The 17,530-nt window shown below is 52.8% G+C and carries 15 protein-coding genes; 5 read left to right on the plus strand and 10 right to left on the minus strand.

Annotation, left to right across the window (positions count from 1 at the left end; all coding sequences use genetic code 11):
- Positions 1-822: an HMP-PP phosphatase gene (gene cof, locus KVT28_RS07085; protein ID WP_110867739.1), complete on the minus strand. Its 822-nt coding sequence runs from the start codon at positions 820-822 to the stop codon at positions 1-3.
- Between the two features lie 93 nt (positions 823-915).
- Here cof and KVT28_RS07090 point away from each other — a divergent pair, with 93 nt between their 5' ends.
- Complete coding sequence (locus tag KVT28_RS07090) at positions 916-2,631, plus strand: SgrR family transcriptional regulator (RefSeq protein WP_217547379.1); 1,716 nt, start codon at positions 916-918, stop codon at positions 2,629-2,631.
- A gap of 26 nt (positions 2,632-2,657) precedes the next feature.
- The gene (gene queC / locus KVT28_RS07095) at positions 2,658-3,353 is read left to right on the plus strand and encodes a 7-cyano-7-deazaguanine synthase QueC (RefSeq protein WP_101762419.1); all 696 of its coding nucleotides are present in this window, start codon (positions 2,658-2,660) and stop codon (positions 3,351-3,353) included.
- 37 nt (positions 3,354-3,390) lie between these two features.
- On the opposite strand, the gene KVT28_RS07100 is transcribed toward queC, so the two are convergent.
- The 9 genes from KVT28_RS07100 to bolA all read right to left on the minus strand — a co-directional run bounded on the left by KVT28_RS07100 (position 3,391) and on the right by bolA (position 13,781).
- Complete coding sequence (locus KVT28_RS07100; protein ID WP_137385275.1) at positions 3,391-3,798, minus strand: thioesterase family protein; 408 nt, start codon at positions 3,796-3,798, stop codon at positions 3,391-3,393.
- 102 nt (positions 3,799-3,900) lie between these two features.
- Complete coding sequence (locus KVT28_RS07105; protein WP_101762421.1) at positions 3,901-4,224, minus strand: ComEA family DNA-binding protein; 324 nt, start codon at positions 4,222-4,224, stop codon at positions 3,901-3,903.
- Positions 4,225-4,364: 140 nt separating this feature from the next.
- Positions 4,365-6,233: a peptidylprolyl isomerase gene (ppiD, locus tag KVT28_RS07110; protein ID WP_110867834.1), complete on the minus strand. Its 1,869-nt coding sequence runs from the start codon at positions 6,231-6,233 to the stop codon at positions 4,365-4,367.
- 237 nt (positions 6,234-6,470) lie between these two features.
- On the minus strand, positions 6,471-6,743 hold the full coding sequence (gene hupB, locus KVT28_RS07115; protein ID WP_036648244.1) for a nucleoid-associated protein HU-beta: 273 nt from the start codon (positions 6,741-6,743) through the stop codon (positions 6,471-6,473).
- A 213-nt stretch (positions 6,744-6,956) separates the two neighbouring features.
- The gene (gene lon, locus KVT28_RS07120) at positions 6,957-9,311 is read right to left on the minus strand and encodes an endopeptidase La (protein ID WP_101762422.1); all 2,355 of its coding nucleotides are present in this window, start codon (positions 9,309-9,311) and stop codon (positions 6,957-6,959) included.
- A 188-nt stretch (positions 9,312-9,499) separates the two neighbouring features.
- Positions 9,500-10,771, minus strand: coding sequence for an ATP-dependent protease ATP-binding subunit ClpX (gene clpX, locus KVT28_RS07125; RefSeq protein ID WP_008103932.1), 1,272 nt, complete (start codon positions 10,769-10,771; stop codon positions 9,500-9,502).
- A gap of 129 nt (positions 10,772-10,900) precedes the next feature.
- The gene (gene clpP, locus KVT28_RS07130; protein WP_007886971.1) at positions 10,901-11,524 is read right to left on the minus strand and encodes an ATP-dependent Clp endopeptidase proteolytic subunit ClpP; all 624 of its coding nucleotides are present in this window, start codon (positions 11,522-11,524) and stop codon (positions 10,901-10,903) included.
- Between the two features lie 335 nt (positions 11,525-11,859).
- A complete protein-coding gene (gene tig / locus KVT28_RS07135) occupies positions 11,860-13,164 on the minus strand; it encodes a trigger factor (RefSeq protein ID WP_008103935.1) in 1,305 nt (434 codons plus the stop codon).
- A 302-nt stretch (positions 13,165-13,466) separates the two neighbouring features.
- On the minus strand, positions 13,467-13,781 hold the full coding sequence (gene bolA / locus KVT28_RS07140; RefSeq protein WP_008103937.1) for a transcriptional regulator BolA: 315 nt from the start codon (positions 13,779-13,781) through the stop codon (positions 13,467-13,469).
- A 267-nt stretch (positions 13,782-14,048) separates the two neighbouring features.
- Between bolA and KVT28_RS07145 the strand changes: the two genes are divergently transcribed.
- From KVT28_RS07145 to cyoA, 3 genes are all read left to right on the plus strand, one after another.
- Complete coding sequence (locus KVT28_RS07145; protein ID WP_007886975.1) at positions 14,049-14,627, plus strand: lipoprotein; 579 nt, start codon at positions 14,049-14,051, stop codon at positions 14,625-14,627.
- Between the two features lie 54 nt (positions 14,628-14,681).
- Complete coding sequence (ampG, locus tag KVT28_RS07150; RefSeq protein WP_217547381.1) at positions 14,682-16,169, plus strand: muropeptide MFS transporter AmpG; 1,488 nt, start codon at positions 14,682-14,684, stop codon at positions 16,167-16,169.
- Positions 16,170-16,603: 434 nt separating this feature from the next.
- Complete coding sequence (gene cyoA / locus KVT28_RS07155) at positions 16,604-17,530, plus strand: cytochrome o ubiquinol oxidase subunit II (RefSeq protein WP_101762426.1); 927 nt, start codon at positions 16,604-16,606, stop codon at positions 17,528-17,530.

Genomic DNA, 17,530 nt, shown 5'->3' on the forward strand with positions numbered 1-17,530 from the left:
TCAGCATTCGGGGGAATAATCGAGGTGTGGTGTGGTCATCCAGTGATTAAGGTAGTGAGATACCGCCTGTGTCTCGCAATGTCCGATAATCGGTAAATGGGGCAACGACGCTTTCAGTTGATGCATGGCGTTGCCCATAATGAAACCGCTGCCAACACGTTCCAGCATTTCGCGATCGTTCATGGCATCGCCAAACGCCATACAATCCGCCAGCGACAGCGAAAGATGCTGGCACAAACGTCCCAATGCCGCGCCTTTATGGCAATCGACCGGCAACACCTCCAGACAATCCCACGCAGAGAAGCAAATGTTGGCCCGCTCGCCCAACGCGGCCTGCAATTCGCTTTTTAACGCCTGCAACATTTCATGTGGCGCAATAAAACAGATTTTCGTGACTTCATGCGCCGACATCTGACGCAAATCGCGCAGCTGATAATGGAAGCCACTCATCGCATGCGCTTCCAGCGCGCCGAGCAGCGGCTTATCGGTAAACCAGCCCTCATCGTTGAAAACATGAATCGAGGCCGGCGTTTGCCAATGCGTATGAATCACCTCTTCCGCCACCGATGGCGATAAATCGCAGCCGTAAAGTTGGTTGCCTTCAAGATCGTGAATGCGCGTGCCGTTACCGGTAATCAGCCACGCAGGCAAGGTGATTTGTTCGCGTACTCGCTGCATATCCATGAGATGGCGCCCGGTGGCAAACGCCAACGTGACGCCGCGTTGATGCAACGCATGCAGGCTTGCCAGCGTTTCATTACCTAACCGGTGCGAAGGCAGCAACAGCGTGCCGTCCATATCAAATGCCGCGAGGCGAGCCATGCGAATTCTCCTGTCTGTGTGAGGCAGCTACTATCGCCTGGTAATTACGGAACTAATAGTGAATACTTTTTAAAAACTGTTCCGGGTTTAGCTATGCGTGAACTTCATCGGGTCAATCAATTTCAGCGCCTGTGGCAACTCAGCCACGGCGAAACGCAACGCCTTAGCGTCGCTGCGATGGCGCAACACTGCTTTTGCAGCGAGCGCCATCTGCGCACGCTGCTGCGTCAGTGGCAGGATGCCGGCTGGCTGCAGTGGCGCGGTGAATCCGGGCGTGGCAAACAGGGTGAGCTAACTTTCCTGGTGTCGCCGGAACAGCTGCGCCAGCAGTTGTTAACGCAGCAACTCGACGCCGGCGAGGCGGTACAGGCGCTGCAGGTGCTCGATCTGCATCCCGAGCGATTAGTAAAATTGCTGCGACCACTGATGGGCGGTCAGTGGCAGAAGCAATCGCCGGTGCTGCGCATTCCTTACTACCGCGCGATGGAGCCGTTGCGTCCGCTGCAGCTGACCGGACGCGCCGAGCAACATCTGGCACGCCAGGTTTTCTCCGGGTTAACGCGCTTTCGCGATAACGATGTTGAAGGCGATCTCGCTCACCATTGGCAGCATGATGCCAGCGGCCGTGACTGGTATTTCTGGCTGCGCCCACAGCTCAGCTGGCACAACGATGAACCGGTGCAGGCGGCACAGTTGGTTGAGCAGCTGCAACAGATCAGGCATTCGCCACGCGGTTCGCGGCTGCTGGCGGCGATTGAACAGATTGAAGCGCCGCATCCGCTAGCGATACATATTCAACTGCGTGAAAGCGATTACTGGCTGCCGCAGCGGCTGGCGCATCAGTTCTGTCTGTTACCGCATCCTGAATTCACCGATATCGGTAGCGGGCCGTGGAAACTCACGCATTTCACCGCTGAGATGGTGCGGCTGGAGAGCCATGCGCGCTGGCATTTGCAGCGCCCGCTGATCCAGCGGATGGAATACTGGATCACACCACAGCTGTTTGATCGTGATCTCGGCACCAGCTGCAGCCATCCGGTGCAAATCGCCATTGGCGATCCTGACGAACTCGGCTCGCTACGTCCGGTTGATCGCAGTATCAGCCTGGGATTTTGCTATCTGGCGCCACGCATCTCGGCGAACTTCAGTGCCGAACAGGCCCAATCGCTGATTGCCCTGATTCAGCGCAGCGGTGTGATTCAGCAACTGCCGCTGGATGAGGGTTTAATCACACCGAGCCATGAGCTGCTGCCTGGCTGGCCGGTACCGCGCGCCGAAAGAGAGACGATTGCACTGCCGCCCACATTAACGCTGCATTACCACTTGCCGGTCGAACTGCATGTGATGGCACAGGCGTTAATTCCACTGCTGGCGCAACACGGCTGCGCCCTCACCTGCATCTTCCATGACGTAAAAAGCTGGCGTGACGATAGCGATCTCAGTGAGGCCGATGTGGTGATGGGCGATCGACTGATTGGCGATGCACCACTGTTTACGCTGGTGAACTGGCTGGAGAACGATCCGGTCTGGCAGCCGCTACGCGAACAGGTTCTGCAAACGCCACTGAGCGCGATTGCCCAACAACCTGATGCACTGCAGCGCAGTGAATTGACTCAGCAACTGTTTCAGCAGCTGATGTGCGATGGCCACTTACTGCCGCTGTTTAACTATCGCTATCAGGTTTTTGCGCCGCCCGGCGTGGAGGGCATCCAGCTTAATAGTTTGGGATGGTTTGATTTCACCCGCGCCTGGATTCCGCCGCCAACCACAGCTAGCGCTGTTCAGCCTGCGTCCGAGCCAGTACCATAAGCGCACTGATTTTTGGGGAAGAAAAAATGAAACGAGCCGTTGTGGTATTCAGTGGCGGACAAGACTCCACCACCTGTTTAATTCAGGCGCTGCAACACTATGATGAAGTGCATTGCGTTACTTTTGATTACGGCCAACGCCATCGTGAAGAGATCGAGGTTGCGGCTGAGCTGTCGCACAAGCTGGGCGCGCGCGCGCACAAAGTGCTGGACGTTACGCTGCTCAACGAGTTAGCCGTCAGCAGCCTGACGCGCGACAACATTCCGGTGCCGACCTATGATCCCAATGCCAGCGGTTTGCCGAGTACCTTTGTACCGGGCCGCAATATCCTGTTCCTGACGCTGGCATCGATTTATGCCTATCAGGTCGAAGCCGAAGCGGTGATCACCGGCGTGTGCGAAACCGATTTCTCCGGCTACCCGGATTGCCGTGATGAGTTTGTTAAAGCACTGAATAACGCCGTCAGCCTCGGCATGGCGCGCAATATTCGCTTTGAGACGCCGCTGATGTGGCTAAATAAAGCGGAAACCTGGGCGCTGGCCGATTACTGGCAGCAACTGCCGCTGGTGCGCGCTGAAACGCTTACCTGCTACAACGGCGTAAAAGGTGATGGCTGTGGCGAATGCGCGGCCTGTCATTTACGCGCCCGTGGCCTGGCAGATTATCAGGCGAACGCGCCGGCGGTGATGGCAGCGATGAAACAAAAAAGCGGCCTCAACTGATTTAGGCCGCAGGGTAAACTGGCGTCATCGGCGCCAGTTATTCATTTTCGACCATCAATGACGCCAGACGCTCGCGCAACTCCCCTTCCATCGGCACCGCTTTTTGCGTACGCAAATCGATACAGACAAAGGTCAGCGCGGCATCGGCCACAACCGAATTATCACTCGCCAGCAAGACACGCTGCGCAATGATGCCACTTTTACCGCTGAGCTGTGACACTTCACTTTCAATATTCAATACGTCGCCCAATACCGCCGGACGACGATAGTTGATGTTGATATTCACCACCACAAACGCCAGTTGCTGCTCCATCAGCCAATGAAACGCATCGACATCCTCAAGCCACTGCCAGCGCGCCTCTTCCAGAAATTCCAGATAGCGCGCGTTATTCACGTGCTGATAAACATCCAGATGATAACCGCGCACTTTAATTGTGGTTTGCATTGTTGCTCCTTGTTCAGGCTGAGAATGACAACTGGTAAGACCTGTTGAGCATAGCACAGCCTGAATCCGGGCTTTTTCAATCCTTCAAAGTCGCGAGACGCTTCACAGTTTAAGCCGGGCGCTGTTGCGCTCAATCAGGGCGCTACCAATGCCCGGCACCTCCTTGAGCTGTTCAATGGCGGTAAAGGGCCCGTATTGTTCGCGATAACTGACAATCGCCTGCGCCTTCTTCAGCCCGATACCGTTCATACCAGCCGCCAGTTGTTCGGCGGTGGCTGAATTGATGCTGACCTGGCCTTCCTGTGGCGTGGAGACTTGCGTCGCCTGCGTTTCACTGGGACTTTCGGCAGCCGCCAGTCCGGTGGTATAAACTGCGCCGCCCAGCGCCAGCGTAATGCATAGGGCTTGAAACGTTGATTTAACCATGCTGTGTTTCTCCTTGTGTTTGACAGCAACAGCAGGGTGTCACAGCACAATTCAACGCTCAAAAGGGCAATTTCAGAAATGGAAAAGGCCGCATAAGCGGCCTTTCGGGTATTGCAGTGATTTAACTTTTTTTGTGAGGCTTACTGGTTTTGTGCTGCGGCGCCGTACTTAATCTTCGCCTCTTTACGCAGGTTTTCCAGCAGCGCTTCAAAGGCGATTTGCGCGTTATTCTGCGTTACGCCTTTTACCATCTCATCGATCTGCGCCTGCGGCATGTTGCCCGCGCTGACTTTATCCAGCGCGATCAGCACCACATTGCCCTGCATATCTTCGCTCACGCCCCACGACGGTTTATTGTCGGCAGGTTGTGGCAGATTGAAGGCCGACTGAGCAACAGGATCCTGCGCGTTGCGATCGAACGATTTGCTGGCGCTGAGCGTCAGGCCTGCAGCCTTCAGTGCATCCGCTTTACCGGCTTTCAAATCGGCCAGCAGCTTATCTGCTTGTGCTTTCGCCTGCTGCGTCGCTTTATCATGCTTCAGCGAGTCTACGATCTGTGCTTTTACCTGATCCAGCGGCTTCACCGCTTCCGGTTTGTGCTCGCTGATACGCAGGACAAAGGCACGATCGCCATCCACAGAGATGATGTCGGAGTTGTTACCCGGCGCACCATTCTGGCCTACCAGACCACCGTTGAAGATCGCCTGTTTAACCTGATCGAAATTCAACTCGTCTGGCAGATTATCGCGGGTGATCCAATTGGTTTCTACCACTTTCAAGCCGGAAGCCTGCGCGGCGCCCGCCAACGATTCGTTGTCGTTGCTGGCTGCTTCGCTGACTTTCTGCTGAATTTTGTAGAAGGCATCAACCGCTTTCTCTTGTTTTACTTTATCGGCAACGATGTCATGAACATCGGCCAACGGCTTAACCTGCTCCGGCTGGATATCATCCAGACGCACGACCAGGAAGCCAACCGACGATTTGATAGCGCCGGAAAGCTGACCTTTCTGCGTCAGATTGGCGTTTTTCAGCTCGTCTGGCGTAGTGCTCGGCTCAAGCCAACCCATGTCACCGCCTTTGCGGGCTGAGATTGGGTCGATGGATTTGCTTTTTGCCAGCGCAGCGAAATCTTCGCCTTTCTTCAGCGCGTCAACCACGGCATTAGCGTCAGCTTCCGTCCTGGTCTGGATCACGCTGTAGCGATTACGCTGTGGCTGTGAATAATCCGCTTTATGTTGATCGTACCAGCTCTGAATGTCCGCTTCGCTGGCCGTTTCCTGCATACTAGCGGCATCCATTTTGATGTAGCTCACGCGGAACTGTTCAGGCGCCATGAAGCTATTCTGATGCTGCTGGTAATATTGGCTGACTTCGTCGTCGCTGACCGTCTGCTTAGCCGCCAGCGCGTTGACATCAATCACCGCCTGACGCACTTCACGCTGCTGAGACACCAGATCCACCAGTTTGCTGGTTTCGCCTTTTAACATGAAATCGGTGTTAGCAATTGCGTTAATCAGCTGCTGCGTCGCCAGCTGCTTGCGCAGCGCTTCGGCATACTGATCGGCAGTGAAGCCCATGCTGGTGATCAGGCCGCTGTATTTGGCGTTGTCGAATTTACCGTTGGTCTGGAAAGCTTTCTGATTGAAGATCGCCTGTTTCACCTGATCATCGCTGATGCCGATGTGCAGATCTTTGATGTACTGATCAAGTAACGCCTGATCGATCAACTGCGACAGCGCCTGCTGGCGCATCTGCTGCATGTAGCCTTCGTTGCTGGCTAACTGCGAGAACTGATCGCCCAGCATCTGCTGCTGACGATTGCGCTCGTTGTTATAACCCTGCTCCAGCTCTGCACGGCTGATCTCGTGGCCGTTAACTTTGGCAGCATAATCACCGCCGCCACCGATCAGGTAGTTGCCCACCCCGGTGAGTACGAAAGACAGGATGATCAATCCCAGAATAATCTTGAGCACGACATGATTCGACGCCGCGCGTAAATTGTCCATCATGGTATGACAACACTCCGCTGTAGTGTGAATGTAAAGCTCTAACACGATGTCATCATCGTGCAACTGCTGTTCAGGCTGGCAGTTGGCAACCATGCGGAGACAACAACCAAAGGCTATCGCCGCGCATCAAGAATAAAAAAGGCACATCAAAAATGATGTGCCCGTATGTTACATGAGAACGGCTTTTGCGTCCTCAATCCACGGAAGAAAATGCTTCAATGGATGTATCAGCGGTCATTAATTGACGGAATCTTTCAGTGCTTTACCAGCACGGAAGCCCGGAACTTTACCAGCCGGAATGGTGAGCTCTTTACCCGTTTGTGGGTTACGGCCTGTACGAGCTGCACGCTCACGTACAGAGAAAGTACCGAAACCAACCAGTGCTACTTCATCACCGCCCTTCAGAGCTTCGGTAACGGAGTCCATGAATGCATCTAAAACACGTCCCGCTGCCGCTTTAGAAATGTCAGCATCTGCAGCAATTTTGTCGATCAACTGTGACTTATTCACTCTCTTCATCCCCTCTTTTATTATTCACATCGCACCCGTGCTTCCCGCCCGGTGCGAACGCGCAGCCAGTTATATCAAGCCTGTGGAGCTGAAACAACGGTATTCATCTTAATCGTTGATCCAGCAGCCCACTAAGTTAGCGGCACAAAAAAAAGCTGGCAAGCACCATTTTGCCTGCCAGCTTCGCTTTTTAGCGGTTTATGCCGCTAATCACTATTTTGCGGTCGCAACCTGCATGCCGTAAGGCGCATTTTCCAGTGCCAGGTTCAGCACTTCTTCAATACGCTTCACCGGATGAATCTCGAGATCGGCAATCACGTTCTGGGGAATATCCTCCAGATCGCGCTTGTTTTCGTCCGGGATCAGCACGGTTTTGATGCCGCCACGGTGTGCCGCCAGCAACTTCTCTTTCAGGCCACCAATCGGCAGAACCAGACCACGCAGGGTGATTTCACCGGTCATTGCGACATCAGAACGCACCGGGTTACCGGTTAAGCAAGACACCAGCGCGGTGCACATAGCGATACCGGCGCTCGGGCCATCTTTCGGCGTCGCACCTTCTGGTACGTGCACGTGGATGTCGCGTTTCTCGTAGAAATCACCGTTGATGCCCAGTTTCTCTGCACGCGCGCGCACCACAGTCAGCGCGGCCTGAATCGATTCCTGCATCACTTCGCCCAGCGAACCGGTGTACGTCAGCTTGCCTTTACCTGGTACGCAGGCGGTTTCAATGGTCAGCAGATCGCCGCCCACTTCCGTCCACGCCAGACCGGTCACCTGACCTACACGGCTTTCGCTCTCTGCGCGACCATAATCAAAGCGCTGCACGCCCAAGAAATCCTTGAGATTATCGCCGTTGATCACGATGTGCTTTTTCGACTTATCCATCAGCAGCGCTTTCACTGCTTTACGGCACAGCTTGGAGAGTTCGCGCTCCAGACTACGCACGCCCGCTTCACGCGTGTAGTAGCGGATGATGCCAACAATCGCGCTATCGTCGACGGTGATCTCTTTCTCTTTCAGCGCATTACGTTCAATCTGCTTCGGCAGCAAATGTTGCTTCGCGATGTTCAGCTTTTCATCTTCGGTGTAACCGGAGAGACGAATCACTTCCATACGGTCAAGCAACGGTGCTGGGATGTTCATGGAGTTTGAGGTCGCCACGAACATAACGTCAGAGAGATCGTAATCCACTTCCAGATAGTGATCGTTAAACGCGATGTTCTGCTCAGGATCCAGCACCTCAAGCAGCGCTGAAGCCGGATCGCCACGCATGTCAGAAGACATTTTGTCGATCTCATCCAGCAGGAACAGCGGGTTTTTGACGCCCACTTTCGCCATTTTCTGGATCAGCTTGCCAGGCATAGAACCGATGTAGGTACGACGATGTCCGCGGATTTCCGCTTCATCACGCACGCCACCCAGCGCCATACGCACGTATTTACGTCCGGTGGCCTTAGCAATCGACTGTCCCAGCGAGGTTTTACCCACGCCCGGCGGTCCAACCAGGCACAGAATTGGGCCTTTGATTTTGCTAACGCGACTTTGCACCGCAAGATACTCAAGGATGCGATCTTTGACGCGCTCCAGTCCGTAATGGTCGATATCCAGCGTTTCCTGCGCTTTACGCAGGTCTTTTTTCACCTTGCTGCGCGCCACCCACGGAACCTGAACCATCCAGTCGATGTAGCCACGCACCACGGTCGCTTCTGCAGACATCGGCGACATCATCTTCAGCTTCTGCAGCTCAGCTTCGGCTTTTTCACGCGCTTCGGTCGGCATTTTGGCCGCTTCAATCTTACGTTTCAGCGCCTCGTACTCATCCGGCGCATCATCCATTTCGCCCAGCTCTTTCTGAATGGCTTTCATTTGCTCATTCAGATAGTACTCACGCTGGCTTTTTTCCATCTGCTTTTTAACGCGGTTGCGAATGCGCTTCTCAACCTGCAGCAGATCGATTTCTGATTCCATCATCGCCATCAGATATTCCAGACGTTCATTGACGTCGGACATCTCCAGCACGGACTGTTTATCAGCCAGTTTCAGCGGCATATGCGCTGCGACGGTATCGGCCAGACGAGCCGCATCGTCGATGCTGTTGAGGGAGGTTAAGACCTCAGGTGGGATTTTTTTATTGAGCTTGATGTAGCCTTCAAACTGGTTGATGGCCGTGCGCACCAGCACTTCCTGCTCGCGCTCTTCAATTTCTGGCGAGACAAGGTATTCGGCCTGGGCAACAAAATGGTCGCCATTATCAGCCAGCGTGGTGATGTGCGCGCGCTGTAAACCTTCGACCAGCACTTTTACCGTGCCATCTGGAAGTTTCAGCATCTGCAATACAGAAGCGACGGTCCCTACTGAGAAGAGATCGTTAATGCCAGGTTCATCCGTTGAAGCCTCTTTCTGTGCAACCAGCATGATCTTTTTATCATGATCCATCGCGGCTTCGAGGCACCGAATCGATTTTTCCCGGCCAACAAACAACGGAATTACCATGTGCGGATAAACCACCACGTCGCGCAACGGCAACACGGGGATTTCAATGCGTTCAGAACGCTCAGGATTCATAGAGCTCTCTCTTAGTTTAATGTCCGCCAGGTGATGGGTACCGCGCAATAGAGGTTTTGCAGTTAAACCCACAGGATATTGAGTATATGGGGATGCTTATACGACATTCAATGTCACTGGCGAGAGAAAAACAAAAGGGGAAAGATTTTTCCCCTTTTTTAAGATAACAACGTGGTGCAATTGTTTATTTATTCACCAGAAGCCTGGGCTTCATGCTTTCCATAAATCAACATCGGCTCGGATTGACCTTCAATGACTGATTCATCAATCACCACTTTTTCAACGTCATCCATCGAAGGCAGGTCGTACATAGTTTCAAGTAACGCACCTTCAACGATAGAACGCAGACCACGCGCACCGGTTTTACGTGACATCGCTTTTTTAGCGATTGCCGTTAAGGCTTCGTCGCGGAATTCCAGTTCTACGCCTTCCAGATTGAACAGCGCCTGATACTGTTTGGTCAGCGCATTCTTCGGCTCACGCAGGATCTGAATCAGCGCTTCTTCACTCAGTTCGCTCAGCGTTGCCACAACCGGCAAACGACCGATGAACTCAGGAATCAGGCCAAACTTGATCAAATCTTCTGGCTCAACCTGAGACAGCAATTCGCCTTCACTCGCCTTCTGGGATTTGCCCTTCACGGTTGCACCGAAGCCGATGCCGGACCCGGTTTCAACACGCTGGGAGATCACCTTGTCGAGACCGGCGAATGCGCCACCACAGATAAACAGAATCTTGGAGGTATCAACCTGCAAGAACTCCTGCTGCGGATGTTTACGTCCGCCCTGCGGCGGTACGGCAGCCACGGTGCCTTCAATCAGTTTCAACAGCGCTTGCTGTACGCCTTCGCCCGAGACGTCACGGGTGATCGACGGGTTGTCAGACTTACGAGAAATCTTGTCGATTTCATCGATGTAGACAATGCCGCGCTGCGCTTTCTGCACGTCGTAATCACACTTCTGCAGCAGCTTCTGGATGATGTTTTCAACGTCTTCACCCACATAACCCGCTTCGGTCAGCGTGGTGGCATCCGCCATCGTGAAGGGCACATCCAGCAAGCGCGCCAGCGTTTCGGCCAACAGTGTTTTACCGCTACCGGTTGGACCGATAAGCAAAATGTTACTTTTGCCCAGTTCAATACCGTTGCTGGTATCGCCATTGCGCAGGCGTTTGTAGTGGTTATACACCGCTACTGCCAGCACTTTCTTCGCCCTTTCCTGACCAATAACATAGTCATCAAGGTGATGGCGGATTTCATGCGGCGTCGGCAGTGAGCTACGCTCGCGGTGCGGCGCAACTTCCTTAATCTCTTCGCGAATGATGTCGTTGCAAAGATCAACGCACTCATCGCAAATGTACACTGACGGCCCGGCAATTAGCTTACGGACTTCATGCTGGCTTTTGCCGCAGAAAGAGCAGTACAGCAACTTACCTGAACCGTCTTTGCGCTTATCTGTCATCAGCTAACCTCTTTTCTTTCTCAGACCAAATTTGTTGTACGGCGCTGGCCGTACATCAACGGCCGATATGCATTCAACCCATCTGCCTGCTACCCGTTAACTATAGCGTAAGGGGCAGACAGATGTGTCTTATTGGCGATGCGTCAGGATTGAGTCAACCAAACCGTACTCAACCGCTTCGCCCGCAGAGAGGAAACGATCGCGCTCAGTGTCGCGTTCAATCTCTTCCAGCGATTTGCCAGTGTGCTCAGCCATCAGCTCATTCATGCGCTGCTTCACTTTCAGGATTTCGCGCGCATGGATTTCAATATCCGTCGCCTGACCCTGATAGCCGCCCAACGGCTGATGAATCATCACACGTGAATTAGGCAGGCAGAAGCGTTTACCTTTGGTGCCTGCTGTCAGCAGGAACGCACCCATTGAACAAGCCTGCCCCATACAGATGGTGCTGACATCCGGCTTGATAAACTTCATTGTGTCATAAATCGACATCCCAGCAGTAATCACGCCGCCTGGCGAGTTAATGTAGAGATAAATGTCTTTTTCAGGATTCTCAGCTTCCAGAAACAGCATCTGCGCCACGATCAGGTTAGCCATATGATCTTCAACCTGACCAGTCAGGAAGATCACACGCTCTTTGAGCAGGCGAGAGTAGATGTCGTAAGAACGCTCGCCGCGCGAGGTTTGTTCGACCACCATTGGCACCAGCGCCATGTGCGGTGCAGTAAATTCACGATCGCCACTGTATGACATTACCGTCTCCTGATAAATTTCATTGGCAACATTCTGTACCGATTTTACGTGAGGCGCGCCGGGAAAACTATGCGCTGCAGTCTCACTCCGCAGTAACAAGACGGTTAATCAGTCAGTCTCACTGTTTTCATGCATTCTCCCTGTATCTGGGGATGCTGCCCAGTTGTTTCAAGCATAACAACCTTTTGCCCATTCGCTAACACGGAAAAAGAGCTTAGCGGATAATTTGCCGATTAATTAAGCAAATAGAGGGCAAATCGGTGTATTTGGCGCCAGAAACGAAAAAGCCCGCGACTTTTCAGTCACGGGCTTAGCACTAATGGTTAACGAGTGAATCAGGCCGCAGAGGTCTGGTTCATCAGTTCCTGGAAGTTAGTGGCTTTATCGGTCACTTTCGCTTTCGCCAGTACCGCTTCAACCGCTTGCTCTTCCAGAGCCACGTTGCGCATGTTGTTCATCAGCTCGCTGTTCTTGCTGTAGAACTCGATCACTTCCTGCGGATCTTCGTACGCAGAAGCCATCTCTTCGATCAGCGTTTTAACGCGATCTTCGTCAGCCTGCAGTTCGTTGATACGAATCACTTCGCCCAACAGCAGACCCACAACGACGCGACGTTTAGCCTGCTCTTCGAACAGTTCGCGTGGCAGTTCCAGCGCTTGCTTCTCGTTGCCACCAAAACGCTGTGCAGCCTGACGACGCAGAACGTCAATTTCGCTGTCGATCAGCGCAACCGGAACATCGATGTCGTTGGCGTTAACCAGACCGTCGATTGCCTGCGTCTTGACGCGGTTACGGATAGCACCTTTCAGCTCGCGATCCATGTTCTTACGCACTTCAGCACGCAGACCGGCAACTGAACCATCTTCCACGCCAAAGCGCTTGATGAACTCTTCAGTCAGCTCTGGCAGTTCGCGAGTTTCAACTTTCTTCAGCACGATTTCGAACTTCGCATCTTTCCCTTTCAGGTTTTCTGCATGGTAATCGTCTGGGAATTTCACGTCGATAGTGAAGGTTTCGCCGGCTTTGTGGCCAACAACGCCCTCTTCGAAGCCTGGGATCATACGGCCCTGGCCCATTGCCAGCACGAAGTCAGAGGCTTTGCCGCCTTCAAACTCTTCGCCGTCAACAGAACCGCTGAAGTCGATGGTCGCGCGATCTTCAGCTGTCGCTGCGGCATCGCTCTCTTTCCAGGTCGCCTGCTGCTTCTGCAGGGTTTCCAGCATGGTATCAACGTCAGCGTCAGTCACTTCTACCACTGGCTTCTCAACTTCGATTGCATCAAGGCCTTTCAGCTCAACTTCTGGATACACTTCGAACTCAACCGCGTAGGTGAAGTCTTCGCCTTCTTTATATTCGCCCGGCACATAGTTTGGTGCGCCAGCCGGATTGATTTTCTCTTTGATGATGGCGTCAACGAAGTTGCGCGTCATCAGCTCGCCCAGCACGTCCTGACGAACAGAAGCACCGTAGCGCTGAGAAATGATGTGTGCCGGCACTTTGCCTTTACGGAAACCGTCGATACGGACTTTCTTAGCCACTTCCACCAGTTCTTTCTTTACTGCGCTTTCGATGCTGTCAGCTGCAACAGTAATCGAAATGCGACGGCCCAGACCCTGAGTGGTTTCTACTGAAACTGTCATCTTGTTACCTCAAAAAATCACGTGCTCGGTCAACTTCAGACACCACACATAAAATGCGCCGTATCCAACAACCGGGACGGCCTCTGCAGGCAGAACCAAATCCCTGTCACCAGAAGCGTCCCGAAGACATTCCGGAAAAATAGACGCAGCATTATAGCGGCATCGCTGGAATGAGTCGAGGCTGCAAACTCACCACTTTTTAGCGGTTTTGCTGCTTTTTTGCGCCGTAGATCGCGTTTGAGTGTAATAAATGAAAAGAAAACGGCCCGCAGGCCGTTTTTAAGGATGAGTAAAAAGGGAATTCAGGCGAGCGTTCCCGCGCCGCGACAATTCGGCGAGGCCAAAACCGTATCCTGTAATCCATCCCACTCTTTTTGCGTGTAGGTATGCAGTGCCAGCGCGTGTACGCTGCCCGCTAATTCGGTTGCCAGTTCGCCATAAATAGCGCGATGACGTTGCAGAAAGCGCTGACCGGTAAATCGATCGCTGACAATCACCACTTTAAAGTGACTTTCAGAACCGGCGGGCACGTTATGACGGTAGCTTTCATCATGCACTTCAAGATGTGCAGGCTCGAAAGCGTTACGCAACTTTTCTTCTATTTGTTCGCGAATCATGATTAACACTCCTTTCCGGCGAGCGCTGTGCCCATCTGTTTAAATATTAGTAGGTTTTTCACCGCTTCCGCAGGTTGGCCGTAAATAAATCCGCCAGCGCTGCGCATAGTAACTTGCTTATCTCTCAGGTCAACTGGCTGGCGTTTCATCCTGTCCGAAAAAAGCCTTTACAATCAATTTCCATTGGCCCGGGGCTTTTTTCACCGCTGCGCAATGCTATGATGGCCGCAGTTTTGCAAACCAACCCATATGCTAACGAGAATGAGTATGTTGAAAAAACTGTTATTCCCTCTGCTGGCTGCTTTTATTTTGGCCGGCTGTGCCAGCAACAACACCACATTGGATATTCAACCGAAGATTCAATTACCGCAGCAAGATCCAAGCCTGATGGGCGTCACCATCAGCGTTAACGGTGCCGATCAACGTTCCGATCAGGCGCTGGCCAAAGTAAACCGCGATGGTCAGTTGATCACGCTGACACCATCACGCGACCTGCGTTTCCTGCTGCAGGAAGTGTTAGAGAAGCAGATGACGTCACGCGGCTACATGATCGGCCCAAGCGGTGCCGTTGATCTGCAGATCGTGGTGAATGGTCTGTATGCGGATGTGACCCAAGGCAACGTGCGCTACAGCATTACCACCAAGGCGGATATCTCCATCATCGCCACCGCGAAAAACGGTAACAAGCAGGTGAAAAACTATCGCCAGACTTACAGCGTAGAAGGCGCGTTTACCGCCACCAACGCGAAGATCACCAACGCGGTTAACTCAACCCTGAGTGACGTGATTGCTGATATGGCGCAGGACACCAGCGTTCACAACTTCATTAAGCAGAACGCCCGCTAATTTCCGCAGTATTTTGCCCGGCGACTCTCAGCCGGGCTTCATTTCAGGTTGGCTATGACATCTCACTATCTGCGAATTTTTACCCAACGTAATGCGGCGGTATTGCTGCTGCTGGGTTTTGCCTCAGGCTTACCGCTGGCGTTAACCGCCGGAACATTACAAGCGTGGATGACGGTAGAGAATGTTGACCTGAAAACCATCGGTTTCTTCTCCCTTGTCGGTCAGGCTTACGTGTTTAAGTTCCTGTGGTCGCCGATGATGGATCGCTATACGCCACCGTTTCTTGGCCGCCGTCGCGGCTGGCTGCTGGTCACGCAGTTGGCGCTGATTGGCGGCATTATTGCGATGGGCTTTATGCAGCCTTCGCGTGACTTAACGCTGCTGGCCGCGCTGGCGGTGCTGGTTGCCTTCTGTTCGGCTTCACAGGATATCGTGTTTGATGCCTGGAAAACCGATGTGCTGCCGCCGGAGGAGCGCGGCAGCGGCGCGGCAATCACCGTGCTGGGCTATCGTCTGGCGATGTTGATTTCAGGCGGACTGGCGCTGTGGATTGCGGATCGCTACCTCGGCTGGCAAGCCACTTACTGGCTAATGGCGTTGCTGATGGTGCCGGGCCTGATCGCCACGTTGCTGGCGAAAGAACCGGTGGCGCCAGCGCGCGAACCGCACTCGCTACGCCAGGCCGTGACATTCCCGCTGAAAGACTTCTTCCAGCGTAACAATGCCTGGCTGCTGATCACGCTAATTATCCTTTACAAGCTTGGCGATGCATTTGCCGCCTCGCTCACCACCACCTTCCTGATTCGCGGCGTCGGCTTTAGCGCGGGCGATGTCGGTCTGGTGAACAAAACGCTGGGTTTGTTGGCCACCATTATTGGTGCGCTGTATGGCGGCGTGCTGATGCAGCGCCTGAGTTTGTTCCGCGCCCTGATGATTTTTGGCGTGCTGCAAGCGGTGTCGAATTTTGCTTACTGGTTGCTGGCGGTAACGCCACCGCACTTGTGGAGCATGGCCAGCGCGGTCTTCATTGAAAACCTGTGCGGCGGCATGGGCACCGCGGCCTTTGTCGCGTTGCTGATGACATTGTGCAACAAATCCTTCTCGGCGACGCAGTTCGCACTGCTCTCTGCCCTCTCCGCCGTGGGCCGCGTTTACGTCGGTCCCGCCGCCGGTTGGCTGGTCGAAATGTGGGGCTGGCCCACCTTCTATGCTTTCACCGTGTTTGCTGGCGTACCGGGATTACTGCTGTTATGGCTGTGTCGCGGCACTTTGCATAGCATGCAGCAAAGCGGAGAGTTTGTGATGCGCAGCTTGTGGCCGCAAGGTTACCGCTGGACGGTGCGTCTGTTTAGCATCGGCTGCGGCTTACTGGCCTTGTGGTTACTGGCCTTAGCCCTTAACGCCAGCGGCGTTGTGCAGATTGATGCGCTACTTACGCCAATGTTTGAAGCCGGCATGGCATTTGCGCTGTTGGCGGTCGCACTCGGTGTTATTTTGGATAGTTTGGCATTAAAAAAAGCGGCGCGGGAAAATCTGGGTTGAGTAAGCCAATTTTCATAACGAAATAATGGGGTAAAAATATCAGTTGCTCATTTTCCCAATAGCATTTTTTTTAAAGCGAATTAGAAACATTAAATTAACAACTGCGAGTGAATATTTAAATCCGGTGCGCAATTACTTTGTATAAAAGTCATCGCCGAAATGATGCAGAAATGTTAAATAAATGAGTATTAAGAGTACGGTTTATACTTTCCCTGATTTTTCTGCGGTTTCTACCATTGGTTTTTGTTATATTGATGCCAACTGCTTGTCGCAGTTAATAATTTGTCACCCTGCGTAACATCTGTGACACCCTTAGCAAAAGGTGTCAACAGCCTTCTGACACATCCTTAAGCTGGTTTACACTGCATAAACCTTCCCGTAAAATGCGCGCACACTTAAACGACAATAGAGCCCTTTGTCATTGAGGTCGTTAAATGAGACTCAGTAAATACAATAAAAGTTTGGGGATTTTGTCATTAATTGCAGGCGCTGTATTACTCAGTGGCTGCGATAGTGCGTTGTTAAATCCCAAAGGACAGATTGCACTGGAGCAACGTTCGTTGATTCTGACAGCTTTCGGCTTGATGATGATCGTAGTTATCCCGGCAGTCTTCATGGCAGTATTCTTTGCCTGGAAATATCGGGCAACCAATACTAACGCAACTTATAGCCCTAACTGGTCACACTCAAACAAAGTGGAAGCCGTGGTCTGGACCATTCCGATCCTGATCATTATCTTCCTCGGCGTTTTGACCTGGAAATCAACCCACGCGCTGGAGCCGAGCAAACCGCTGGTTTCTGACGTTAAACCGGTTGAGATCGACGTAGTGGCACTGGACTGGAAATGGCTGTTCATTTACCCGGAACAGGGTATTGCAACCGTCAACCAGATTGCCTTCCCGGCAAACACTCCGGTGAACTTCAAGATCACCTCCAACTCCGTGATGAACTCCTTCTTTATTCCTACTCTCGGCAGCCAGATTTATGCGATGGCCGGTATGCAGACCAAATTGCATCTGATCGCCAACGAGCCAGGAACATTTGACGGTATCTCTGCGAACTTCAGTGGTCGTGGTTTCTCTGGCATGAAGTTCAAAGCCATTGCAACTAAAGACGATGCGGAATTCCAGCAGTGGGTTGCCAAAGTTAAAGCGGCACCTAACGCGCTGAACACCATGGATGATTTCGAGAAACTGGCTACGCCAAGCGAAAATCACCCGGTGGAATATTTCTCAACGGCAAATCCAGAACTGTTCAAGCAAGTGATTGATAAGTTCATGATGAGCCACGGGAAGATGGACATGCCAGAACATAAAGGCATGGACATGAGTCACGCCGCTTCCGCGGGAGCCGAGGAATAA

The sequence above is a fragment of the Pantoea sp. GbtcB22 genome (assembly GCF_019091025.1).
GTDB classification, from domain to species: Bacteria; Pseudomonadota; Gammaproteobacteria; order Enterobacterales; family Enterobacteriaceae; genus Pantoea; species Pantoea leporis.

Bases quoted from the DNA above. Each gene is read 5' to 3' on its own strand.
- bolA (WP_008103937.1), bottom strand. From the start codon at position 13,781: ATGATTCGCGAACAAATAGAAGAAAAGTTGCGTAACGCTTTCGAGCCT.
- queC (WP_101762419.1), top strand. From the start codon at position 2,658: ATGAAACGAGCCGTTGTGGTATTCAGTGGCGGACAAGACTCCACCACC.
- clpX (WP_008103932.1), bottom strand. From the start codon at position 10,771: ATGACAGATAAGCGCAAAGACGGTTCAGGTAAGTTGCTGTACTGCTCT.
- cof (WP_110867739.1), bottom strand. From the start codon at position 822: ATGGCTCGCCTCGCGGCATTTGATATGGACGGCACGCTGTTGCTGCCT.
- KVT28_RS07145 (WP_007886975.1), top strand. From the start codon at position 14,049: ATGTTGAAAAAACTGTTATTCCCTCTGCTGGCTGCTTTTATTTTGGCC.
- ppiD (WP_110867834.1), bottom strand. From the start codon at position 6,233: ATGATGGACAATTTACGCGCGGCGTCGAATCATGTCGTGCTCAAGATT.
- ampG (WP_217547381.1), top strand. From the start codon at position 14,682: ATGACATCTCACTATCTGCGAATTTTTACCCAACGTAATGCGGCGGTA.
- clpP (WP_007886971.1), bottom strand. From the start codon at position 11,524: ATGTCATACAGTGGCGATCGTGAATTTACTGCACCGCACATGGCGCTG.
- lon (WP_101762422.1), bottom strand. From the start codon at position 9,311: ATGAATCCTGAGCGTTCTGAACGCATTGAAATCCCCGTGTTGCCGTTG.
- KVT28_RS07100 (WP_137385275.1), bottom strand. From the start codon at position 3,798: ATGCAAACCACAATTAAAGTGCGCGGTTATCATCTGGATGTTTATCAG.
- KVT28_RS07090 (WP_217547379.1), top strand. From the start codon at position 916: ATGCGTGAACTTCATCGGGTCAATCAATTTCAGCGCCTGTGGCAACTC.
- cyoA (WP_101762426.1), top strand. From the start codon at position 16,604: ATGAGACTCAGTAAATACAATAAAAGTTTGGGGATTTTGTCATTAATT.
- tig (WP_008103935.1), bottom strand. From the start codon at position 13,164: ATGACAGTTTCAGTAGAAACCACTCAGGGTCTGGGCCGTCGCATTTCG.
- KVT28_RS07105 (WP_101762421.1), bottom strand. From the start codon at position 4,224: ATGGTTAAATCAACGTTTCAAGCCCTATGCATTACGCTGGCGCTGGGC.